The sequence below is a fragment of the Microvirga flavescens genome (assembly GCF_003290125.1).
GTDB lineage: Bacteria > Pseudomonadota > Alphaproteobacteria > Rhizobiales > Beijerinckiaceae > Microvirga > Microvirga flavescens.
Map to the genome: position 1 here is coordinate 350,630 of NZ_QMKH01000002.1, position 21,094 is coordinate 371,723.

The window sequence follows — 21,094 nt, forward strand, 5'->3', positions numbered from 1 at the left end:
ATCTCAAGAGACCCCGCGAATCCGCTCGCGATGGGCAGTGTAGAGACCGCTCGCGACGATCACGCCCGCTCCGACCACGGTCCAGAAATCCGGCACGCTGCCGAAGAAGAAGAAGCCCAGCACCGAGGAGGAGACCAGCTGCATATAGGAAAACGGCGCAAGCACGGACGCCTTGGCATGCTGGAACGAGAGTACGACGAGAAACTGCCCGACCGTCGACGTAATGCCGGTGATGAGGGCCAAACTGATCTCGTGCCAGCCGAGCGGCGCCCAGTAGAACGGAACAATAAAGGAGAGGACGACAAGGCCGGTGACAGCCGCATAGGTCAGCGGCACGATCGGATCGTCGGCGGCGCTCACCTTGCGAGTGACAGTCAACGCCACAGCCCAGCTCAGGGCGGACAGAACCGGGAAGAAGGCCGAAAGGTCGAACGCGCCGGTGCCGGGGCGAATGACGATCAAAACGCCGATCAGGCCGACGAACACCGCCGCCCAACGCCTGATGCCTACCGTCTCATTGAGGAGGACAATCGACAGGCCCGTGACGAAAATCGGGGAAATGAAGGAAATCGCCGTCGCCTCGGCCATCGGCAGATAGCGCAGGCCCATCACGAAAAAGGTGGAGGAACCGAGAACGCCGAACCCACGCACGATCTGCAGAAGCGGGCGCTTCGAGCGCAGCGGATTGCCCTTGCCCAGGATCGCAGCGGCGGAAAACATGAGAACCGTGAAGATCACGAACCGCAGCCAAACCGCTTGCACGGCGGGGATCGTCGCCGTCATGCCCTTGGACGCGGCGTCCGAGCAGGAAAAAAAGATCAGCGCGACGAGGAGCAGCGCGATGCCGCGAAGCGGATTGTCTTTGGAAGGCGGATTGGCAGGGGGCATGGCAGCCACGAATCGTTTCACCACATGCGCTTTAGCAGCTTAATCTCTCCCCGTGACCTGCAAAGGTTGCAGGACCACGCTGCATTAGGCCCCCAACATAGAGCTAATGGTGCTCGTGCAGGCATTTCCCGTGCTCGGCGAGAACATCGAGCACCCGGCATTCGCTTATGGTGCCGTGCGCATCGCTGTCGAGCATGCGCCGAATTTCGGTCCGCAGAGCCGTGAGCCGATCAATTTTGGAGTCGATGTTCGCCAGGTGCCGCCGGGCAATGCTGTCCACCTCCTGGCACGGCTTGCTGGGATGGTCGGACATTTGCAGCAGTTGCCGAATGGCATCGACCTCAAAGCCAAGGTCGCGCGCATGGCGGATGAAGCGGAGCCGGCTGACATCCCCCGGCCCATAGGTACGCCGGTTGCTCACCGTTCGGTCGGCCTCGGGTAGAAGCCCCACATCCTCGTAATATCGGATGGTGGGAACTTTTACCCCGGTTTCCCGGCTCAATGCGCCAATCGACAGATTCATCTCAGCAGCCCCTTGATCCTCTAGTGACTAGAGATCGTAACCTGACCTCACGAATCAAGAGGCTTGTCATGTCGACCCACGAAAAGAAAACCGAAGGGGCAACCGCCACCCTGAGCTGGGCTGTCGGTGGCATGGATTGCGCCAGCTGCGCGGCCAAGATCGAGACGGCTCTGGCCCGCATGCCGGGCCTTTCCGACATTTCGGTGAACTTCTCGGGCGAGCGCGTGACCCTCAGGCTTGCCGGGAACGCCGCAACGACACCGGACGAGATCGAGAAGAAAATCCGGGCCCTCGGCTTCGATGCGTCGCGGGCACCCAGCCCGTCCACGCGCCCTTCGTCCGGACATGGACACGAGCACGGTCCATCCTGCAGTCACGATCACGGCGCGCACGAGCATGGACATCATGGGCATGATCATAACCATGACCACGGCCACGTGCATCACGACACGTTGCCAGTGGCGGGCACGGGGAAGCTCGACGCCCCCGAATGGTGGCAGAGCCGGAAGGGAAAGCTTGTCCTTGGCCTTAGCCTGTTGATGGGCATCGCCTACGGCGTCGCGCAATTCTTTCCGGCTTATGCGATCTGGATTTTCGGAGCGGCCGTCGTCGCAGGCGTCATTCCTTTCGCGCAACAGGCTATTGTTCTCGCGTTTTCGGGCTCTCCCTTTTCCATCCAGATGCTGATGAGCGTTGCGGCGCTGGGAGCGCTCACCATCGGCGCGGCGGAGGAAGCCGCCGCCGTTGTCTTTCTGTTCGCGGTAGGAGAACTTCTGGAAAGCGTCGCAGCGACGCGGGCGCGGGCCGGCATCAAGGCATTGTCTTCGCTCGTGCCAAAGACAGCCCTTGTGATCGACCCAAGCGGCGCCTCGCGAAGCGTCCCCGCAGAGGCGCTGCGCGTGGGCGATATCGTTCTGGTGCGCCCCGGCGATCGCGTCCCGGCGGATGGCGTCGTCATCGAAGGATCGACCAGCCTCGATGAATCGCCGATCACAGGCGAATCCATTCCGCGTATTCGCAACAAGGGTGATGACGTATTCGCCGGTTCGATCAACGCCGACGGCGCGGTCCGTGTGCGGGTCACCAAGGTCGCATCCGACAACACCATCGCGCGCATCATTCATCTTGTCGAGGAAGCGCAGGCGTCCAAGGCTCCGACCGCTCGCTTCATCGAGCGTTTCAGCCGCGTCTACACGCCCGCCGTCATGCTCGTCGCCGGTCTTGTGATTGCCGTCCCGCCACTTCTCGCCGGAGCGGAATGGTCCGTCTGGTTCTACCGCGGGCTTGCCCTTCTTCTCATCGCATGCCCCTGCGCTCTTGTTCTCTCGACACCCGCCGCCATCGCTTCCGGCCTGGCTGCGGGCGCGCGGCGCGGACTTCTCATCAAGGGCGGCCATGCGCTCGAAATGATCGGCACCCTCAAGACCATCGCCTTCGACAAGACGGGAACGCTGACAATCGGGCGGCCTACCGTGACGGATATCATCGCCGCCGCCAGTCAAACCGAGCGTGACGTGATCGCCCTCGCAGCCGCCGTCGAGTCCGGATCGAGCCATCCGCTTGCGAAGGCTATCCTCGCCCGCGCGCAGGCCGACGGCATTACAATTCCCGCCGCAGCGCAGTCCTCAGCCGTGCCGGGCAAGGCCATGAAGGCCGTCGTCGAAGGTAGAACTCTTGCGGTCGGCTCTCCGCTTTATGCACAAAGCCTCTCCGCGCTCTCAAGCGAACTTGTTGAGAGCGCCACCACGCTGGAGGAAGCGGGCAAGACCGTGACGGTTCTCCTCGACACTGACCGCTGCGCGGCGCTTGGACTCATCGCGATGCGCGACGAACCGCGCGAGGATGCGCACCGGAGCGTCGTGAAGCTCCGTGATCTCGGCCTGCGTCCGATCATGCTGACGGGCGACAACAAGCGCACGGCAAAGGCTATTGCGGAAAAGCTCGATCTCGATTGGCAGGCGGAGCTTCTGCCCGCCGACAAACTGCGCACCATCGAAGGCATGCGCCGTGACGGCAAGGTCGCAATGGTCGGCGATGGCATCAACGATGCCCCCGCCCTTGCGGCGGCCGATGTCGGCATCGCCATGGGCGGCGGTACGGATGTCGCGCTTGAAACGGCGGATGCCGCCTTGCTGAAGAACAGCATGACGGATCTCGTGCACCTCATCCACCTGTCCCGCGCGACGATGCGGAACATCCATCAGAACATCGTCATCGCGCTTGGACTGAAGGGCCTCTTCCTCGTGACGAGCGTAATCGGCATCACAGGATTGTGGGTCGCGGTTCTCGCGGATACCGGCGCCACCGCCATCGTCACCCTCAACGCCATTCGCCTCCTGCGCTTTCGCGGCGAGCGGTAAGGGACGCGTCAGCGGAACCTCGCGCCACGAGGTTCCGCTGAACAATCTTCAGCCGACCATTCCCGCTTGCGGCGAGAAGCGCCGCAGGCGCAAGGCATTTCCCACGACGAAGACGCTCGAAAGCGCCATTGCCCCGGCGGCCACCATCGGCGACAAAAGGGTCCCGTTCACAGGGTAGAGCGCGCCGGCGGCGACGGGGATCAAGAGAACGTTGTAGGCGAAAGCCCAGAACAGGTTTTCACGAACGTTGCGGATAGTCGCTTTGGAAATCGCAATGGCGTTCGTCACGCCACGCAGATCGCCGGACATCAGCACCACGTCGGCGCTTTCGATGGCGATATCCGTTCCGGTGCCGATGGCGATGCCGATCTCCGCTTCGGCAAGCGCAGGCGCATCGTTGATTCCGTCGCCGACGAACGCGACGGAGCTGCCCCCTTCACGCAGGCGCTGCACGGCCTCGACCTTGCCATCGGGAAGAACCTCCGCAATGACTTCGTCGATCCCCACCTGGCGAGCGATGGCCTGCGCGGTGCGGCGATTGTCACCGGTAATCATCGCGACCTTCAGACCCAAGGCGTGCAGCGCTTCGATGGCCTGCGGCGTCGAAGGCTTGATAGGATCGGCGACCGCGATCATCGCGGCGACCTTTCCATCGATGGCAGCATAAAGCGGACTCTTGCCCTCTGTGCCAAGCCGCACCGCATCGGCACCGAAGGCTTCGATCGCATAGCCGAGCTTCTGCATGAACCTGTCCGCGCCGATCTCGACCTTGCGGCCAGAGACAACCGCCGTCACGCCATACCCGGGTACGGCATCGAACGCCTCGACTTTTGCCAGTTCGAGTGTGCGCGCCTTCGCGGCGGTGACGATGGCTTGCGCAATGGGATGCTCGGAGCGGTCTTCCACCGCGGCGACGAGAGCGAGCACGTCCGCCTCCACGAAGCCTTGCGAAACGATGAGGTCAGTAAGCTCCGGGCGTCCCTTCGTCAGCGTTCCCGTCTTGTCGACGGCGATCACGCCGACATCCTTCAAGGTCTGCAACGCCTCACCCTTACGGAAGAGAACGCCAATCTCCGCCGCTCGGCCCGTGCCGACCATGATCGATGTCGGCGTCGCGAGCCCCATCGCACAGGGACAGGCGATGATGAGAACCGCAACGGCGTTGACGAGAGCAAAACCCAAGGCCGGCGACGGGCCGAAGCTGAACCACAAGATGAAGGTCAGCGTCGCCGCCAGCATGACGGCAGGCACGAACCAGGCGGTGACCTTGTCCACCGTCGCCTGAATCGGAAGCTTGGAACCCTGTGCCGCTTCGACCATGCGGATGATCTGCGCGAGCAACGTGTCGGCCCCGACCTTGGTCGCCTTGAAGGCGAAGGAGCCGGTCTTGTTGATGGTGCCGCCTATAACCGTGCCGCCACTGGTTTTCTCAACCGGTATGGGCTCGCCCGTAATCATGGACTCGTCCACGAAGGAGGAGCCTTCCGTTACCTCGCCATCGACAGGGACCTTCTCACCCGGGCGGACCTGCACGAGATCGCCAAGCCGCACATCCGCCAATGGCACTTCGACAACTTCGCCGTCACGCACCACATGCGCGGTCTTGGCCTGCAAGCCGACGAGGCGCTTGATCGCATCCGACGTCCGCCCCTTGGCGCGCGCTTCCAGCGTCCGCCCAAGGAGGATCAAGGTCACGATCACCGCAGCGGCCTCGTAATAGACGTTCACCGTTCCGGTGGGCAGAAGCTGCGGGAAGAAGGTTGCGACGATGGAGTAGCCATAGGCCGCGCTCGCACCGAGAACTACCAGCGAATTCATCTCAGGCGCGCCGCGCAAGAGAGCCGGAACCCCGATTTTGTAAAAGCGCAATCCGGGCCCGAAGAGTACGATGGTGGTGAGCGCGAATTGCAGATACCAGCTCTGGCGATGGCCGATCGTCTCCATCACCCAGTCATGCATGCCCGGGATGAAGTGAGAGCCCATCTCGATGAGAAAAACCGGAAGCGTGAGAAGAGCGGCAACGAGAAAGGAGCGGCTCAAAGAGGCGCTTTCCGTCTCGCGAAGATGCTGTGTGTGGTCCTCACCCGCATGCGTAGCGATGGGGCGCGTCTCATATCCCACATTGTGAACCGCATGCTCCAAGGCTTGCGCCGTGACGATGCCTGCGGGGTGGCGCACCATCGCGCGCTCGGTCGCAAGATTCACGGACGCTTCCGCGACGCCCGGAACCGCCTTCAGCGCCTTTTCGACACGAGCGACGCAGGACGCGCAGGTCATTCCCTCGATAGCAAGATCCGTCGTCACCTCGGGCACGGCATAGCCTGCGCTCTCGATGGCCTTGACCACATCTGTCGGGCTCGTCGCAGTCCGAAGAACGACATCGGCTCGTTCGGTCGCAAGATTGACGGAAGCCTTTTCCACGTTCGGCAAGCTGGCGAGAGCTTTCTCGACCCGCCCCACGCAGGAGGCGCAGGTCATTCCCTCGACCGGGACGGAAAGGGCGACAGCACCCGTATCGGAATTGCTATGCTCGCGCCGAAAAGTGGCAGTCATGACAGACCTCTTGAACTATTCACGAAGCCGTTGTGAGCCTTCCCACTATGGCAAGGTCAAGCGCTAAATGAAGGAAACGGCCCTCTTGACCTTACAACGGTTGGAAGGGCTATTCCCATTGTCGTGAAACAGGAGGAGCCGGCGAAATGCTGCGTTTCAGCGTACCGAAAATGTCCTGCGGCCATTGCGTCGCCACGATCACCAAGGCGGTCAAGAGCCTCGACCCGCAAGCGGGCGTTCAGGCAGACCTTGGCAAGCAGGAGATCGCCATCATGACCAACGCAACCGCTGAGCAGATCAAGGATGCCCTGACGACGGCGGGATACGAGAGCCAGAAACTCGCGGCTTAAAGGCCGCAAACGCAAATCAAAGTGCAGGAACCCTGCCGGGTCGCAAGATCGGCGGGGCTTTTCATTGAGTGATTCAGCTCTGCGGCTTCTTGCGGCGCGGCGCTGTGCCCTGCCCCGCCGTCTCAACAGGCGCGAGATCGGAACCGTTGTCGGTGGCGGGGACAAGCGCCTCCAGCCGGTCGCCGAGATTGTCCCGTGTCTTCGGGTCGACGACCGCAATAGGCGCAGCGACAACCACGCTCGCGGCGTGGCCGACGGTTGCAGCCGCGCCGGTGATGACGAGGCCGAGATGGTCACCGAGCCCCGCCCGGTCGCCATCGAGCGCCTGGCCTGAGGCGAGCTGCGCGCCGATGAATTGAACGACCTCGGGCGATTGCGCGAACTTGCCGTGATTGAGCGCGTCGCCGGATCTCATGGCGGTAAGGTCGATGACGTTGATGTGGTTGGCTTCCAGTGCGGAGCGATAAGGTTCCTGTCCCGGGTCGATCGCCCCCAGCCGCGCCGTGCTGCCCGCGATGATGCGCGAGATGCCGAGGGCGCGATCATCTTGTGAAACGAAGAGGGTAATGCGCGGGCGCCTGCCGCCCATTCCCATGATCTGCGTGCGGGCCACATCAACGTCCACATCGGGCGCGGCCAGCATGACGTTAGAGATCTTGGCCGGAACGGAACCGTGCCGGATCGCCAGTTGGCGCAAAGCCTCCAGCGTCACCCAGTTCCCCATCGAGTGGGCGAGGACCGCGACCTCCGTCACGCCGGGTTCGGAGGCAAGATCCCGCAGAAGAGACTCAAGTGCGTCGCGCGAGTAGGTCGCGCTCTCCCGGTCATAAGGGTACGCCAGCAATCTGCCACGCGACGGCCATGTGAAAAGAACGGGCACCGCTGCGGCGTTCGAGTCGTGCGAGATCTGCGCAAAGCGATAGACAGCATCGTCGAAGCGGTTGTTGTATCCGTGGATGAAAACCATGACGCGGTTCTTCATGCGCGGCGCAAGCTTGCGAACCTGCGCGAGGAATTCCTTGCGGTCGTAAGGGACCACGCGCGTGGTCACGAAATGGCGGGAAGGGTCGCCGGGTGTCCGGTCGGGCCACTCGATCTCGCCCGCCTTGTGGACCGGCGGAACGGAGATGTCGATCTCGGTGAAGGATGTCCGCGCGCTGCGCTCCCCGGTGAAGAGAACGCCGTCATCCGAAGTTGCGCGCCGCGTCGTCGCAACGAGCAGGGGAACGATGCTGCCTTCGGTGCCCGTGGTCACGACAGGGCGCATCAACCCCTCAGGCCGTGAGCAGCCGACAAGGACAGCCGCGTACAACACGATGAAAGCCAGTTTGCGGATCATGCTGCGCGGCCCCGTCTGACGTCAATACAATCGCCCACGCAACAATGTTCGGAAGCTTGTCAGGGGCCTCTCCGATCTTGGAGCAGAACGTAAAATGATCAAGAGAGAAGGTGCGTTTGGCTCGCAGCAAACAGGTCTTTGATCCTAGTCAATGTGGATGAGCCGGAAACCTGTCACGGTCTCCGCACGTTCCTGATGAGAACGAAGAGCGGGGCTTTCGATGCGCGTTTCCGATATCATGGCGCTGGAGGTTGTGAGCGTCCGGCCGGAGACGCCGCTCGCCGAGGCTGCGGACCTCATGCTGCGGAAAAGGATCAGCGGCCTTCCGGTGATCGATGCAGAGGGCAAGCTGGCTGGAATTCTCACAGAGGGTGACCTGTTGCGCCGGCCCGAACTCGGCACGGACCGGAAGCGGCCGCGATGGCTGGAGTTTCTGCTCAGCCCCGGCAAGCTGGCGGACGAATATGTACGCACTCATGGCCGCAAGGTGAGCGATGTGATGACCCGTGATGTCATCACCGTTCACAAGGATACGCCTCTGGACAAAGCCATATCTCTGATGACGGAGCGGCGCGTGAAACGTCTTCCCGTCCTGCAGGAAGGAATGATCGTCGGCATCGTCAGCCGCGCGGACGTGATGCGCGCCCTCGCGGGAAATCTCCGCGAAAGTGCGACACCGGTCAGCGCAGAGGACGGCGCGATCCGGGACGCGATCTTCGCGCGCCTGAAGGCCGAGAGCTGGGCGCCCATCGCGCTTCTCAACCTCACGGTAAAAGATGGCACCGTCGATCTGTGGGGATCGCTGCTGGACGAGCGGGAGCGGAATGCCGTGCGCGTCGCCGTGGAAAACGTTCCGGGTGTAACCGGCGTGCGCGACCATCTCGTCTATGTCGAGCCTTATAGCGGCTCCGTCGTTTATCGCCCCGACATGCTGGAGCAGGGGCCTGAATCCAAGGACTGACTTTATTGTATGTGCAATCCATCAGCGCGGATTGCCAAGAGGAGAAGATCGATGATCAAGGACATTCTCGTGCATCTCGACGGCACCGGCGACGATGAGGTGCGCATCAAGCACGCGGAAGCGCTGGCCGTATCCTCGCAAGCGTATGTCACAGGGCTGTTCACCAATCCCCTGCCCGACTTCGCCGCCTTCGCATCGATGGATGGCGGCGCGGGCGCAGCCGCTCTTCTCGCACAAATGCAGGACGACAGCCGCAAACTGGCTGACGAGGTGCTCCAGCGTCTCACCGAGCGCTTCGGCAAGCTCGCCGTGCCCAACGAAATCCGGCGCATCGAAGACCTGCCGGGGCAGATCGCGGACCTCGTGGCCTCGGAATCCCGGTGGGGTGATCTCACCATCGTCGGTCAGCCTTATCACGGCGACGACAAGGCCGACTGGGACGACCTGTTCGAGAGCGTGCTGTTCGAGAGCGGTCGCGGCGTCCTGGTCGTCCCGCCGCAACGGCAGCCTGCCGACGAGATCCGCCGCGTCCTGATCTGCTGGCGCGACAGCCGCGAAGCGGCCCGCGCCGTTGCGGAGGCGCTGCCGATCATCGAGGGCGCGACGCGTGCCGACATTCTCGTGATCGATCCTCCGCGCGACAGCGATGCCAGCAAGGGCGCAGCCGCGATAGACATCGCCCGTCATCTCGACCGGCACGGCACGAAGGTCGAAATTACGATTGCCGAAAGCGGAAACCGTGGCATCAGTGACGTCATTCTCGATCAGGCACGGCGCCTGTCCGCCGATCTCATCGTCATGGGCGGGTACGGACATTCCCGCGCGCGCGAATGGATCATGGGCGGCGCGACACGCGACATGCTCTCGAACATGGAATTCCCGATTCTCATGGCGCATTGACCGCGCACAAGCCTTGAAGAAACGGCTGCACAAGGCGGATACCGAACACCGGTATCCGCCTTGTGGACTCTCACGCCTTCTCAGGGCACTTATCGGAACTGTGAGCGTTTTCCCGAAGGGCCCGGCATGGCAACTTCCGTCACCTCTTATGATGTCGCCGTTGTCGGCCTTGGCGCGATGGGCTCGGCGGCGCTCTACCAGCTTGCGAAACGCGGCGTGAAAGCCGTCGGCATCGACCGCTTTTCTCCCCCGCACGATCTAGGCTCGACGCATGGCGAAACGCGCATCACGCGCCAGGCCATCGGCGAAGGCGCTTTCTATGTTCCGCTCGCATTGCGGGCCCATGAGATCTGGAAGGAGCTGGAAGCGGAGACGGGCGAAAGCCTTCTTGTCGAAACCGGTTGCCTCATCATCGCCCCCAAGGACGCCAACCCTGACAGACGTTCGCGCACGAGTTTTCTCATGCGCACCCGTGAGGCGGCAGAGCAGTACGGCATTGCGCATGAGATCATCGGCGCCGATGAAATCCGTCACCGCTATCCGCAATTCGCGGCAAAGGACACGGAGATCGGGTACTTCGAACCGGGCGGCGGTTACGTCAGGCCGGAAGCCTGCGTCGGGATGCAATTGAGACGGGCCGAGCAACTCGGCGCAGCTCTTCGCCGCAACACCATCGTACACAGTATCAGGCAAACGGGCAGCCACGTCAGTGTCGAGACAAGCGAGGGCACAGTTCTCGCGGGTCAGGTCATCGTCTCGGCGGGCTCGTGGGCTCCCACGCTACTTGGGGCACCGTTCAAGACGCTTTTGGAACCAAGCCGCCAGATGATGCACTGGTTCGGAGTCGAGCAGACATTCCAATCTCACTGGGAGCATGGCCCCGTCTTCATCTGGGCCCATGGCCCGGGCGATGACGACCTGTTCTACGGCTTTCCGTCGATGCCTGGAAGTGGAGCGATCAAGACCGCCAACGAGCAATATGGCAGGCCCGTCGATCCCGACACCATGCGGCGGGACGTGAGTGAGGCGGAATCAAGCGCCGTCTACGACGCCCATCTTTCCGGAAGGCTCAACGGCGTCCTCCCCGGCCGCTTGAACGCGGTGACATGCCTTTATACTCAAACCCCGGATTCCGCGTTTCTGATCGATCGTCATCCGGATTTCGAGCGTGTTCTCGTCGTGTCTCCGTGTTCCGGTCACGGCTTCAAACATTCTGCGGCCATCGGCGATGTCGCGGCACAGATCATGACGGAAGGCCGAAGCCGGATCGATCTTTCCGCATTTGCTCTTTCACGCTTCAGCACGAACGCGGGTGCGTAAAGGCCCCGCACGATGAGAGCGTAACGTTCTCGACGATCTGAAATGGAACGGGGTTCGACCTTCCCTCTTGGAACTTGATCGAACCCCACTCCTGCATTCACCAGGAATGATGGCGGCCGCATGAAAACGCGGCCTGTCTTCGTTAGTGGCGTCGTTGCTTCAGCTTGTCCCGCACAGCACGGTTAGCCTCCGCAATGGTGCGGAAAACAGCTCCATCGAGAGCCTTGAAAAGGCGTTCGGCTGTGAAGAAGCGGAAGCCCCCGCGTTCAGCGACGACAATGCCGGCTGTGACATCGCCAACTTCGATGACGTGAGCGGTGCTCATGATTCAATTCTCCTGTCGCCGGTTCGCTATGGAAATCGACGAATGATGTGACGGCTTGAAGACGGTGGGGTGAAGCGGCGTCTAGAACCGACAACAATCGCGCGCGCCACGAAGGCTGCGGCGGGAGAGACGAAGGAAAACAGCGTTCAACAGAGGCACGATCATGGCCGGCGATCCTCATTGTGGACCACGAAGCGCGTGACACGCTCGTGGCGCTTTAGCGTTTGATGACGCGGCGCAAGCTGCACTTCTCAAATCACCGCGGTCCAAGGGGCAAAACGCTTCCTTGACCCGCGCAAAATGGCCGGGATGCCTCTTCCAAGTCAACCGGAAAGTTCTTTTTTAAGAACGATGCGAGGGAGAATATTATTTCAACGATGCCCTTTCTGGTGGGAATTCTTTCAAAACTGATTGAAACTCACTTCAAAACCACACTTTGCGGCAGGAAATTTGAATATCGCAGATATGGATCTTATTTTTTGTTCTTAATATCGAACAAAATCGTTGACACCGGGAAAACCCTGTGTTTTATTGTTTCCATCGCGTGGTCCTGACGACGTGATGGCATCTCATCGATGTTTTCCTCCCTGAACTTCGGGCCGCGCCTCGTGCGCGGCCCTTTTTCTTTGCTCAGGGTGCCAATCCCCGCTTTTCGCCCCCCCGTCTCAGACAACAAAAAACCGCCGTGCGAATGGCGCGGCGGCTTGATCGTTTCTGTCGTTCGCGTGAGAGCTGGTCAGAGACCCGTATCGAAGGAGTACGACACGGTGAGCCCGACACCGATCTGGTTTTCGGATCCGAAGCGTTTCACAACCGGGCTGTCGGCAGCGTCTCCGACCAGGCGCTTGTAGGTGACGAAGGTGGTGGTCGACCAGCGGTCGGACCAGTTGTAGGTCAGCCCTGCCGTCGCGCCCACGGAGGTGATGCCGCCGGACGGCTTGTAGGGCGTCACGATTCCGTTCAGTGACGCCTCATAGGGTGTCACGCCGAAATAGGTTTTCATGAACGAGCTGTCGCCAAAGGACAGGCGCGGCCCGATCGATACGGTGAACGCGCCGTATTGCTGCACCCAATCGATGCCGAGATCGGCGACAAAGCCGTCATGCCCGTTGAAACCACGACGAAGCTCCGCCCGCGCGCGCAGGAAAGCGACCGGCCAGTACTCGACGAAGACGCCGGGCTCGACCGCCCAATTGATCTTCTCGAGGCCGAACAGGCGGTGGTCATCCTTGAGATAGCGCCCACCCTGGAACCGGCCCACGACGCCGAAGCGAAGGCCGGAATCCTCGATAACGGAGAAGCTCAGCCCGTCATCGGGCGCGCTGAAGCGCTGCGGAGCGCCCGCGCGGCTTAAGCTGATGGAGGGATAGCCGATAAAGCCGAAATCGTCCGCGCCCGGATAGCGCGGCCCCACGCGCAGATTGCCCGTCACCGTGGCGATCCAGCCGCTGGAGGGCACGTTCAGGGGCGAGAAAACCGGGTCCGCAGCGAAAGTGGGAGCGGCCGCAACCATGCCCGCCGCGAGGACGACCCCGGACAGGATGATATTGGATGTCGGACGCTTCATCGCTCGCTCCCTCATTCAAAACGAATAGCGGTCTTCTTTTCAGGAGCGGGCAATGTCAAGCAGCCTTTGGCTCCGCCGCCCGAATTTCATGAAATTCGTTAACCCTCGATCGGCTCGGGCATCTCCTCGAAATCCTCGGGCGAGCCGGGCCTCGCAGGCGTCTCAAACCCTGCCGAAGCCTGAAATCTCTGTCCGGGGCCGAGCACCACCACCGGCGCACCAACGGGGACGCGGTTGTAGAGATCGATGATATCCTGATTGAACAGGCGAATGCAGCCGCTGGAAACCGCCTCGCCGATGGACCAGGGCTCCGACGTGCCGTGCAGCCGGTAAAGCGTGTCGCGGTCTCCGTCGTAGAGATAAAGCGCGCGCGCGCCGAGCGGGTTCTCAAGGCCGCCTGCCATGCCGCCGGCCCACGGCCCGTTCTTCTCCGGAGCACGCCTGATCATCGCGGCGGTCGGCGTCCAGCGCGGCCACGCCGCCTTGCGCCCGACGCGGGCGCGGCCGTTCCAGGCCATACCTTCGGAACCGACGCCAATGCCATAGCGAATGGCGCGTCCGTTTTCCCGGACCAGATAGAGATAGCGATTGGCGGTATCGACGACGATGGTACCCGGCTGCTCCGGCCCGCCATACGCAACCTCCCGGCGCAGGAAACGCGGATCGACTTCGGAGATGTCGGTCGCCGGCATGGGATGGAGTTCGTCAGGTCGTTCATCATACATCGCGACATAGGCCGGATCGGGCCCCGGGCGCACATTCTGCATCGGCGGTTGCGCCGTCGAAACGCAGCCCGCCACCGCAAGAGAGAGAAGGACGACGGAAAGGCAGGAAGCCTTCATGCTCGTGACTAAAGTTCCGGCGCGGTTCATCGCCTTGCGAAGCGCATACATCTTAAAGGACTCGTTTTCCTGATTGTTCTTGACCGTTCGGTCCGCCATGGCAGCGTCCCACTGCAAAGGTTCAAATGTTCGGAGGTGGCTGCAAAGTGGATGAGATATGGCCAAACTGTGGCGACCAGCCGCCGTGGCAGAAGCGCCACAGATGCAAGGCTGAGCACGGTTAGATTGCGTGGGGCTTGCGGGAGAAAACTATCCTGACGTGACTTCAGAACGGTTTCAGCCGCTCAAGGTGTCGAGCTCAGCTCTCTTGCCGACATTTGCAAAGGCAATGGCGAGAGGAATGATCACGCATATCGTCGCGAGATCGTGAACGCTACCAATCGCGCCAGGTCAGTCCTCATCCTCAGCGCAGGGCCAGCTCTTGGGGGGCTTCAGGCCCTCAGGCAATCTTGTGTCATCCGTTCCACAGGCCAGGGCAATCTGCTCCTGGGTCAAGCCTTTCGCACCGCTCAGGTCTGCTCCCTGGATCTGGGTGCGGAAGAGATAAGCCCTCGACATGTCGACGTCGCTCAAATCCTGCAGCTGAAGCTTGGCGCGGGAAAGATTCGTGTAGCTGAAATTCACGCCTTTCATTTTGGCGTTCGTGAAAATGGTGCGAGCGGCCTCCGCCCTCGACATGTCGACGCCTGTCAGATCCGCGCCCGTGAAATCCGACCGGTTCACTTCCGCCTTGGAGAAGTTGCTCCCGGCCATGCTGGCATTGACGAAATTGGAACGCCCGAAGTCGACGGCGGAAAAGTTTGCGTTCTTGAGCTTGGCCCCCTGAAAGCTTGAACGCCATCCAACCGCCTTCGACAGATCCGCATTGGTGAGATCCGAGCGGTCAAACCGCGTGCGGCTGAGCTCCGCTTCGCTGAGTTGTGCGCCAGGCAGCTTGGAATCGGACAAGTCCGTAAAGGTGAGGTGTGCCTTTTTGAAAATGCCCCGGCTGAGGTCATCTCCGGTGAGCATGAGCTGCGTCTTCGGGCAGTTCGTCCAATCGACGCCGGGGCCCGGTCCGTCCTGACATCTGGCAAAGGCGGTTCCGGAATAGCTTCCGAGAAGAACGATGAGCGCCAACGGCAGACCTCGCCCCCCAAGCACGGAGCGAATGCCCTCACCAAGACCAGGCAACAGCCGCATGTGCATCTCCGCTTCCCCCGCTAAACCCGCAAGCCTGACAGTCTGTTCCGCTTATGCGCGAATTGCTCGTGAGAATACACGGCCATCTCGTTGCTGGCGCGAAATTGAATCGGGGCAAAGGAAACGTAGTCTTAAGCAAGGCTCCACGGGAAGCGTGGCCAATGGTCGAGCGTAAGCCGGACACCGAAGGCACCTCGAAGACGAGACGGCGTCAGCACTTCGCTCGCGCTCCCGCATGCGACGACCTCACCTGCATTTATCAGGACGAGATCGTCGCAAATGCTCGCCGCCAATTGCAGATCATGCAGAACGGCGACGACGGTCAGGCCGCCATGGGCAAGGCGGCGCGCCTCCTGCAGCAGGCTCAGTTGATGTTTGAGATCGAGACTGGCAATCGGCTCATCAAGGAAGAGCGCCTGGCGCGGTTCGACGGATCTGCCTGTTTTCAACTGAGCCAGAGCCCGCGCGAAATGAACACGCTGCCGCTCGCCTCCCGAGAGGGTCTGGTAGTTACGGTGAGCGAGGTGCACGACATCCGCGCGCTCCAGCGCCTCCAGCGCAATGCTCGATCTCTCGCTCCGGGAAAGTCCGCGCCCGATCCCTTCAATACCGAGATTGGCGATCTCAAGGGCCGTGAACGGAAAACTCAAATCGGAAGCCTGAGGCATCACGGCCCGTGCATGAGCCAGGCGCCAGGAAGGAATGGCCCTGATAGGAGAGCCGTTGAAAATCACTTCGCCGTCTGTTGGCGAAAGCTCACCGGAGAGCAGGCGAAGAAGTGTCGATTTCCCGGCCCCGTTCGGCCCGGCGATGACCGTGAACAAGCCCTTGCCAATTTCAAGGCTGACATCACGCACGAGCGACCGCCCTCCCCGGTTATAGGAGAGGCCTCGCGTTTCGATCATGGCGCTCACAGCATCATCTCCCCGCGCCGACGAAGGAGAAGCCACAGAAAGAACGGTGCGCCGATCGCAGCGGTGAGGATACCGATCGGCAATTCCGCGGGTGCCACAATCACACGCGCAATGATGTCTGCCGTAATCAGTAGAATAGCGCCGAGCAGAGCCGAAGCAGGCAAGAGAAACCGGTGATCGGGGCCGGACAAAAGCCGCAGGATGTGCGGCACGACGATGCCGACAAACCCGATGATGCCGGCGCAAGCAACACTTGCTCCGACAGAGACGGAGACAAGAATGATCGCAAGCGCCTTCACGCGCTGAACGGAAAAACCAAGATGGAACGCTTCTGCCTCGCCAAGAGAAAGCGCATTCAATCCTCGTGCGAGGAAAGGCATCGCAAGAAGAGCGGGGACAATGAAAGGCGTGACGCCCGCAACCTTCGCCCATGTGGCACCGCTCAGCGAGCCGAGCGACCAGAACGACAAATCCCGCAACTGCCTGTCATCGCTGATATAAGCCAGAAGCCCCATCAGAGCATTTGCAAGCGCCCCCAAGGCGATACCTGCGAGAAGCATGGTTGCAATGGATGTTCGCCCGGCGCGGGTCGCAATGAGGTAGAGCCCCAATGTCGTGAAGAGACCACCAAGGAATGCTCCGGCGGGCAATGCGCCGAAAGGCAGCGCCCCGATCAGGGACGCTAGAAATCTGTCGCCCAGCGTGATGGTCGCAGCCGCCGCAAGAGCCGCGCCGGAGGAGACGCCAACAAGTCCCGGATCGGCGAGCGGATTGCGGAACAACCCTTGCATCAGCGCCCCCGATGACGCGAGCGCCGCACCGATGAGCATGCCGAGCAGAAGACGCGGCAGCCGTACTTGCAGGACAATGAGCGCCTCCCCCGTCGGCGCTGCGGTGTCACCATTGATGACGCTTGCCAAGATCGACAAGACCCGCGTCATCGGGATGCCGGTTGCTCCCAGACCTAACCCGAGAAAACTCACGCAGACGAGAAGCACCAGCAACATCCCGAGCGTGATGCGTTGACGGTCTTCCCGATGCAGACGAAGCCCGCTCCGCGTGAAGGCGTGAGCTGTCATGGGCGCAAAGCCTTTTTCGCCTCATCGGCGAGGTCAGGATAAAGCGCCAGCATGAGATCGCCCGCAGCGTTTGGTGTGCGGGGACCAAACCCAAGAAGATAGAGCGTATCCATCACGACGAGCCTGCGCTTGGCCGCGGCCGGTGTCGCGGCGAAAGAAGGCAACGCGAAAGGATCTGCGGCAGCGCCGCCGGGACCGTGACTGACCATCACGATGACCTCGGGGGCGGCTGCGATCAGGCCCTCATCCGACAAGGGCTTCCAGCCCTCGAGGGAAGAGGCCACATTGGTTGCACCCGCCAGAGCAAGCATGGCATCTGCTGTCGTGCCGCGCCCGCCAACGAGCGGGCGCCCGTTCTGTATCGAAAGAACAAACAGCGCCCGTACACCGGATGCAATTTTCGAATGCGCCTGCCCAAGGCGCGAGAAGCCCCGCTCCACGTCCTCAACCAGCGCGGCACCGCGATCCTGTGCGCCAATCGCCTGCGCGATATCCCGGATGCGGCGCACGATTCCTACCTGGCTCGGTTCGTCCGTGATCCGCACCACGGTGACACCTGCCTGCTCGATCAAGCGCAAAGCGTCCGGAGGCCCTGCGGCTTCGGACGCGAGGACGAGCGTTGGAGAGAGCGAGAGAATACCCTCCGCGCCAAGGGTCCGCATGTAGCCGACATTGGCCTTCTTGCCCAATGCATCGACGGGGAACTGGCTTGTGGAATCGACGCCGACGATTTCGGGCTCAGCTCCCAGGCGATAAAGAATTTCGGTCACTGCGCCACCGATGCTGACGATCCGGCGCGATGCGGAAGCGTGCGCTGGAAATGCGAGAGGCAACAGCGATGCGAGCATCATCTCGCGACGGGACAGGCGTGTCATGACGAATGGTTTCTCTACTTGGTGAGGATGAGCTTGCCGTTAGCCGTAATCCGCAGCCGATACCGCTCGCCGCGATGGACGAGTATGGCCTCTCGACTTCCCCCAACCAAAGTCGCCACGTCGATCTCTTTGAGGGCGACGGGCTTCTCGTTCTTCTGATCGGGCGACAACGGCGGATTGGACACGGCGAACTCCATTTTATCGATTCTAATGTATATCGATATACTGATCATGTATTCGCAGTTTAGAATTATGTAAAACTGAGCATTCACAAGTCAGCATTGACGCCGTTACTCGATTTGGATATCGGATGCAAATCTTCCCTCACCCGGAGAGAAGAGATAGCCAGCCAGCGCGAAGAAATTTTCTGCGCAAGCCAGCCATTCCAGAATTAAAAATCTGAAAAGAGACTGAATCGGCAGGACGATTATCTTTCTGCGCGGTGGCTTTGGCGCGCCCGAATGCCTCCGCGAGAGAGAAGAAAGACCGGCCGGTCGCAGCAAACCACGCGGCGCTGAAGGTCCCTCACCTGCGCCTTGCCAGGATACGAAGGAACGAACCATGTTCATCGCTATGAATCGCTTCAAGGTCAGCACGGGAGCGGCAACGGAATTCGAACAAATCTGGCTCAAGCGCGAGAGCTACCTTCACGAGCTTGAAGGCTTCGTTGAATTCCATCTGTTGCGCGGCCCAGCCCGCGAGGATCATGTGCTTTATTCCTCCTACACCCTTTGGGAAACGAAAGCGCATTTCGAAGCCTGGACCCAATCGGAGCAGTTCCGTGTTGCGCACACACGCGCCAGCGCCGGGCCGCAGTTGACTCTCGGCCACCCTGAATTTGAAGGCTTCGAGGTTCTGCAGACCATCGGTCGCCAGCCGCAAGCGGCGGCGTGAGGACCACGCCATGAGTGCAATGGACAACATCCGGACTGCGATCCGGCATGATCTCACAGAGAAGCCCGACGGGATTCTCGAAGCCGTCGCGGAAAAGCACGGCGTGCCGCTTCTGACAGTTCTGGAATGCCTGGGCGAGAATGCAGCCTCCCCGGTTGCGGGCGGCGACTTCGAGAGCGTCTGGAACGAGCTGACGGCCTGGGGAGACATCACTTTCGTTGTCCATACACGGGACGGCGTCTTCGAGACAAAGGGTTCTCTCCCAAATGGAGAAACGGGGCGCGGCTATTTCAATGTTCACGGCGCCAGCCCGATCAGCGGACACATCAAGGCGGACCGTTGCAGCCTCATCTATCTCGTCGACCGCCCTTTCTTCGGAAAGCGCTCATGCTCCGTGCAGTTCATCAACGAAGACGGCGAGGCGATGTTCAAGGTGTTCGTGGGGCGCAACGAGGACCGCAGCCTCAAGGGCGATCAGCTCGCGCGCTTTGAGACCCTGCGCGAGCGCCTGATGCAGGGGGCCCAAGCACTCGGCTGATTCATGACCGTCCGAGCAGGATGTTTCGAAGAGCGACGGCGTTGTTGCGTGTCTCGTCCTGGGCGGCATAGACCAACGTGACGATGCCCTCGCGCGCTACCTTGCGCAGTGCCGCGATGTCGTCAGGGACCTGCCGCAGCTCTTCCGCATAGCGGCTCTGGAACTCATCCCACTGCGCCGCATCATGGCCGTACCATTTGCGCAGTTCATTGCTTGGGGAAAGCGGCTTGAGCCAGACCCCTATCCGCGGATCTTCTTTCCTCATTCCGCGCGGCCACAGCCGGTCGACCAGGACCCGCTGACCATCTTCTCTTGTCACAGCCTTGTAGACCCGCTTCAGCCTGATATGGTCTGGAGGAATATGCGCCATACCTGTCATCCAATGCGCCTGTCTGCGCGGAGAATAAACCGATCGGAATAGGTTGGCCACACGGGCATGCTCTTTAGGGGCGTGATGTCGTAAGCGCCATGAGCTTTAATTGGCTGTTCGGTTTTCCCATGCTGGTTCTGTTCGGGCTCATGCTCGTGCCGCTCACGAACCCAAGCAAGGACGCATCCTCGAGGACCTGCAACCCCTCCTGGATCTGCGAGCCTCCATGGATCGTTAGAACATTACCGCTGAAAAGAATCAGCATTTGCATTTTGCATTGCGGAAACAAAGCGCCGCTTCAGGTGTTAACGGGCTGGGAACCGGGAGAACGGACCATGCCTTCTCATGCCTCGACAAAAGAGGCAGCAGGGCCGGCACGCCGCCATGAAAAATATGAGCGGCTGGTCGCTGTTGCACGCTCTCTTCCGAGGCTGAAGGTTGCTGTCGTTCACCCTTGCGACCCCTCGTCCCTCGAAGCTGTTCTCGAGGCACTTGATCTCGGTCTGATCGAGCCTGTTCTCGTCGGTCCTCGGGACAAGATCATGGCCGCAGCCAGGACGCTGAAGAAAGATCTCGCCGCCTTGATCGTCGTCGACGCGCCGCACAGCCATGCGGCGGCGGAAAAAGCCGTCGATCTCGTTCGTACCGGCGAGGTCGAGGCGCTGATGAAGGGAAGCCTCCATACGGACGAACTCATGGCGGCGGTCGTCCGGCGGGAGGGAGGTTTGAGAACCGCACGCCGGATCAGCCATTGTTTCGTGATGGACGTTCCGAACCACAGCGAGCCGCTCATCATAACCGACGCGGCCATCAACATTGCACCTACGCTCGAAGAGAAAGTGGACATCGTCCAAAACGCCATCGACCTCGCCCGCGCCCTTCGTGTCGAGAATATTCGCGTCGCGATCCTGTCGGCGATGGAAACGGTGAACCCCAAGGTACCATCGACGATCGAAGCAGCCGCTCTGTGCAAGATGGCTGACCGCGGCCAGATCACGGGAGGAATTCTTGACGGGCCGCTCGCTCTCGACAACGCCATCGACCTTGGCGCCGCTCACATCAAGAACATCAGCTCTCCCGTGGCAGGGCAGGCCAACGTGCTTGTCGTGCCTGATCTGGAAGCCGGGAACATGCTCGCCAAGAGCCTGACCTTTCTCGCCGACGCCGATGCCGCGGGGATCGTTCTCGGCGCGCGCGTTCCCATCATCCTCACCAGTCGTGCCGACTCGAAGCTCACCCGCCTCGCCTCTTGCGCTGTCGCGTCGCTGATTGCTGACACGCAGCGTGCCAGGCTCTCACTGCCGGAGGTTTGAT

General features: G+C 61.3%; 21 protein-coding genes. 8 read left to right on the top strand and 13 right to left on the bottom strand.

What is annotated here, in order from left to right:
• Positions 1 to 3: 3 nt before the first annotated feature.
• On the bottom strand, positions 4 to 888 hold the full coding sequence (locus tag DQW91_RS06410) for a DMT family transporter (RefSeq protein ID WP_112662754.1): 885 nt from the start codon (positions 886 to 888) through the stop codon (positions 4 to 6).
• Positions 889 to 991: 103 nt separating this feature from the next.
• Entirely contained in the window at positions 992 to 1,411 is a 420-nt protein-coding gene (locus DQW91_RS06415; protein ID WP_112662755.1) for a MerR family transcriptional regulator, read from the bottom strand.
• A gap of 68 nt (positions 1,412 to 1,479) precedes the next feature.
• On the opposite strand from DQW91_RS06415, the gene DQW91_RS06420 reads away from it, so the two are divergent.
• Positions 1,480 to 3,771 carry a heavy metal translocating P-type ATPase gene (locus DQW91_RS06420; RefSeq protein WP_157961356.1) on the top strand — a complete coding sequence of 764 codons (2,292 nt, stop codon included), beginning with the start codon at positions 1,480 to 1,482 and terminating at the stop codon, positions 3,769 to 3,771.
• 48 nt (positions 3,772 to 3,819) lie between these two features.
• On the opposite strand, the gene DQW91_RS06425 is transcribed toward DQW91_RS06420, so the two are convergent.
• Entirely contained in the window at positions 3,820 to 6,324 is a 2,505-nt protein-coding gene (locus tag DQW91_RS06425) for a heavy metal translocating P-type ATPase (RefSeq protein WP_112662756.1), read from the bottom strand.
• 146 nt (positions 6,325 to 6,470) lie between these two features.
• Here DQW91_RS06425 and DQW91_RS06430 point away from each other — a divergent pair, with 146 nt between their 5' ends.
• The gene (locus DQW91_RS06430; protein ID WP_245410924.1) at positions 6,471 to 6,674 is read left to right on the top strand and encodes a heavy-metal-associated domain-containing protein; all 204 of its coding nucleotides are present in this window, start codon (positions 6,471 to 6,473) and stop codon (positions 6,672 to 6,674) included.
• Positions 6,675 to 6,747: 73 nt separating this feature from the next.
• Here the strand turns inward: DQW91_RS06430 and DQW91_RS06435 are convergent, their stop codons facing one another.
• On the bottom strand, positions 6,748 to 8,013 hold the full coding sequence (locus DQW91_RS06435; RefSeq protein ID WP_112662757.1) for an alpha/beta hydrolase: 1,266 nt from the start codon (positions 8,011 to 8,013) through the stop codon (positions 6,748 to 6,750).
• A gap of 220 nt (positions 8,014 to 8,233) precedes the next feature.
• Between DQW91_RS06435 and DQW91_RS06440 the strand changes: the two genes are divergently transcribed.
• From DQW91_RS06440 to solA, 3 genes are all read left to right on the top strand, one after another.
• Positions 8,234 to 8,974 (top strand): CBS domain-containing protein, encoded by a 741-nt coding sequence (locus DQW91_RS06440; RefSeq protein WP_112662758.1) that lies wholly within the window; start codon positions 8,234 to 8,236, stop codon positions 8,972 to 8,974.
• 51 nt (positions 8,975 to 9,025) lie between these two features.
• Positions 9,026 to 9,874, top strand: a complete 849-nt coding sequence (locus tag DQW91_RS06445) for a universal stress protein (RefSeq protein WP_157961357.1) — start codon at positions 9,026 to 9,028, stop codon at positions 9,872 to 9,874.
• 126 nt (positions 9,875 to 10,000) lie between these two features.
• Positions 10,001 to 11,194, top strand: coding sequence for an N-methyl-L-tryptophan oxidase (gene solA / locus DQW91_RS06450; protein ID WP_112662760.1), 1,194 nt, complete (start codon positions 10,001 to 10,003; stop codon positions 11,192 to 11,194).
• A 142-nt stretch (positions 11,195 to 11,336) separates the two neighbouring features.
• On the opposite strand, the gene DQW91_RS06455 is transcribed toward solA, so the two are convergent.
• The 8 genes from DQW91_RS06455 to hemP all read right to left on the bottom strand — a co-directional run bounded on the left by DQW91_RS06455 (position 11,337) and on the right by hemP (position 18,163).
• Positions 11,337 to 11,519 (bottom strand): hypothetical protein, encoded by a 183-nt coding sequence (locus tag DQW91_RS06455; protein ID WP_112662761.1) that lies wholly within the window; start codon positions 11,517 to 11,519, stop codon positions 11,337 to 11,339.
• A 736-nt stretch (positions 11,520 to 12,255) separates the two neighbouring features.
• Positions 12,256 to 13,086, bottom strand: coding sequence for a MipA/OmpV family protein (locus DQW91_RS06465; protein ID WP_245410925.1), 831 nt, complete (start codon positions 13,084 to 13,086; stop codon positions 12,256 to 12,258).
• 98 nt (positions 13,087 to 13,184) lie between these two features.
• A complete protein-coding gene (locus tag DQW91_RS06470; protein WP_425373379.1) occupies positions 13,185 to 13,958 on the bottom strand; it encodes a L,D-transpeptidase in 774 nt (257 codons plus the stop codon).
• Positions 13,959 to 14,318: 360 nt separating this feature from the next.
• A complete protein-coding gene (locus tag DQW91_RS06475; protein ID WP_198411804.1) occupies positions 14,319 to 15,110 on the bottom strand; it encodes a pentapeptide repeat-containing protein in 792 nt (263 codons plus the stop codon).
• A 131-nt stretch (positions 15,111 to 15,241) separates the two neighbouring features.
• Positions 15,242 to 16,015 (bottom strand): heme ABC transporter ATP-binding protein, encoded by a 774-nt coding sequence (locus tag DQW91_RS06480; RefSeq protein ID WP_245410926.1) that lies wholly within the window; start codon positions 16,013 to 16,015, stop codon positions 15,242 to 15,244.
• Between the two features lie 5 nt (positions 16,016 to 16,020).
• A complete protein-coding gene (locus DQW91_RS06485) occupies positions 16,021 to 17,103 on the bottom strand; it encodes a FecCD family ABC transporter permease (protein WP_112662765.1) in 1,083 nt (360 codons plus the stop codon).
• Positions 17,100 to 17,978, bottom strand: coding sequence for a heme/hemin ABC transporter substrate-binding protein (locus DQW91_RS06490; protein ID WP_112662766.1), 879 nt, complete (start codon positions 17,976 to 17,978; stop codon positions 17,100 to 17,102). Before DQW91_RS06490 ends, DQW91_RS06485 begins: the two co-directional genes overlap by 4 nt.
• Positions 17,979 to 17,992: 14 nt before the next feature.
• Positions 17,993 to 18,163, bottom strand: coding sequence for a hemin uptake protein HemP (hemP, locus tag DQW91_RS06495; RefSeq protein WP_245410927.1), 171 nt, complete (start codon positions 18,161 to 18,163; stop codon positions 17,993 to 17,995).
• A gap of 376 nt (positions 18,164 to 18,539) precedes the next feature.
• Here hemP and hmuQ point away from each other — a divergent pair, with 376 nt between their 5' ends.
• Both hmuQ and hutX read left to right on the top strand, forming a co-directional pair.
• The gene (hmuQ, locus tag DQW91_RS06500; RefSeq protein WP_112662767.1) at positions 18,540 to 18,872 is read left to right on the top strand and encodes a heme-degrading protein HmuQ; all 333 of its coding nucleotides are present in this window, start codon (positions 18,540 to 18,542) and stop codon (positions 18,870 to 18,872) included.
• A gap of 10 nt (positions 18,873 to 18,882) precedes the next feature.
• On the top strand, positions 18,883 to 19,410 hold the full coding sequence (gene hutX / locus DQW91_RS06505; RefSeq protein WP_112662768.1) for a heme utilization cystosolic carrier protein HutX: 528 nt from the start codon (positions 18,883 to 18,885) through the stop codon (positions 19,408 to 19,410).
• Between the two features lies 1 nt (position 19,411).
• On the opposite strand, the gene DQW91_RS06510 is transcribed toward hutX, so the two are convergent.
• Positions 19,412 to 19,780, bottom strand: coding sequence for a DUF488 domain-containing protein (locus tag DQW91_RS06510; RefSeq protein WP_112662769.1), 369 nt, complete (start codon positions 19,778 to 19,780; stop codon positions 19,412 to 19,414).
• Positions 19,781 to 20,115: 335 nt separating this feature from the next.
• Here DQW91_RS06510 and DQW91_RS06520 point away from each other — a divergent pair, with 335 nt between their 5' ends.
• Positions 20,116 to 21,093, top strand: coding sequence for a phosphate acetyltransferase (locus DQW91_RS06520; protein WP_112662771.1), 978 nt, complete (start codon positions 20,116 to 20,118; stop codon positions 21,091 to 21,093).
• Position 21,094 lies beyond the last annotated feature (1 nt).

Bases quoted from the DNA above. Each gene is read 5' to 3' on its own strand.
- DQW91_RS06410 (WP_112662754.1), bottom strand. From the start codon at position 888: ATGCCCCCTGCCAATCCGCCTTCCAAAGACAATCCGCTTCGCGGCATC.
- DQW91_RS06415 (WP_112662755.1), bottom strand. From the start codon at position 1,411: ATGAATCTGTCGATTGGCGCATTGAGCCGGGAAACCGGGGTAAAAGTT.
- DQW91_RS06420 (WP_157961356.1), top strand. From the start codon at position 1,480: ATGTCGACCCACGAAAAGAAAACCGAAGGGGCAACCGCCACCCTGAGC.
- DQW91_RS06425 (WP_112662756.1), bottom strand. From the start codon at position 6,324: ATGACTGCCACTTTTCGGCGCGAGCATAGCAATTCCGATACGGGTGCT.
- DQW91_RS06430 (WP_245410924.1), top strand. From the start codon at position 6,471: ATGCTGCGTTTCAGCGTACCGAAAATGTCCTGCGGCCATTGCGTCGCC.
- DQW91_RS06435 (WP_112662757.1), bottom strand. From the start codon at position 8,013: ATGATCCGCAAACTGGCTTTCATCGTGTTGTACGCGGCTGTCCTTGTC.
- DQW91_RS06440 (WP_112662758.1), top strand. From the start codon at position 8,234: ATGCGCGTTTCCGATATCATGGCGCTGGAGGTTGTGAGCGTCCGGCCG.
- DQW91_RS06445 (WP_157961357.1), top strand. From the start codon at position 9,026: ATGATCAAGGACATTCTCGTGCATCTCGACGGCACCGGCGACGATGAG.
- solA (WP_112662760.1), top strand. From the start codon at position 10,001: ATGGCAACTTCCGTCACCTCTTATGATGTCGCCGTTGTCGGCCTTGGC.
- DQW91_RS06455 (WP_112662761.1), bottom strand. From the start codon at position 11,519: ATGAGCACCGCTCACGTCATCGAAGTTGGCGATGTCACAGCCGGCATT.
- DQW91_RS06465 (WP_245410925.1), bottom strand. From the start codon at position 13,086: ATGAAGCGTCCGACATCCAATATCATCCTGTCCGGGGTCGTCCTCGCG.
- DQW91_RS06470 (WP_425373379.1), bottom strand. From the start codon at position 13,958: ATGAACCGCGCCGGAACTTTAGTCACGAGCATGAAGGCTTCCTGCCTT.
- DQW91_RS06475 (WP_198411804.1), bottom strand. From the start codon at position 15,110: ATGCGGCTGTTGCCTGGTCTTGGTGAGGGCATTCGCTCCGTGCTTGGG.
- DQW91_RS06480 (WP_245410926.1), bottom strand. From the start codon at position 16,015: ATGATCGAAACGCGAGGCCTCTCCTATAACCGGGGAGGGCGGTCGCTC.
- DQW91_RS06485 (WP_112662765.1), bottom strand. From the start codon at position 17,103: ATGACAGCTCACGCCTTCACGCGGAGCGGGCTTCGTCTGCATCGGGAA.
- DQW91_RS06490 (WP_112662766.1), bottom strand. From the start codon at position 17,978: ATGACACGCCTGTCCCGTCGCGAGATGATGCTCGCATCGCTGTTGCCT.
- hmuQ (WP_112662767.1), top strand. From the start codon at position 18,540: ATGTTCATCGCTATGAATCGCTTCAAGGTCAGCACGGGAGCGGCAACG.
- hutX (WP_112662768.1), top strand. From the start codon at position 18,883: ATGAGTGCAATGGACAACATCCGGACTGCGATCCGGCATGATCTCACA.
- DQW91_RS06510 (WP_112662769.1), bottom strand. From the start codon at position 19,780: ATGGCGCATATTCCTCCAGACCATATCAGGCTGAAGCGGGTCTACAAG.
- DQW91_RS06520 (WP_112662771.1), top strand. From the start codon at position 20,116: ATGCCTTCTCATGCCTCGACAAAAGAGGCAGCAGGGCCGGCACGCCGC.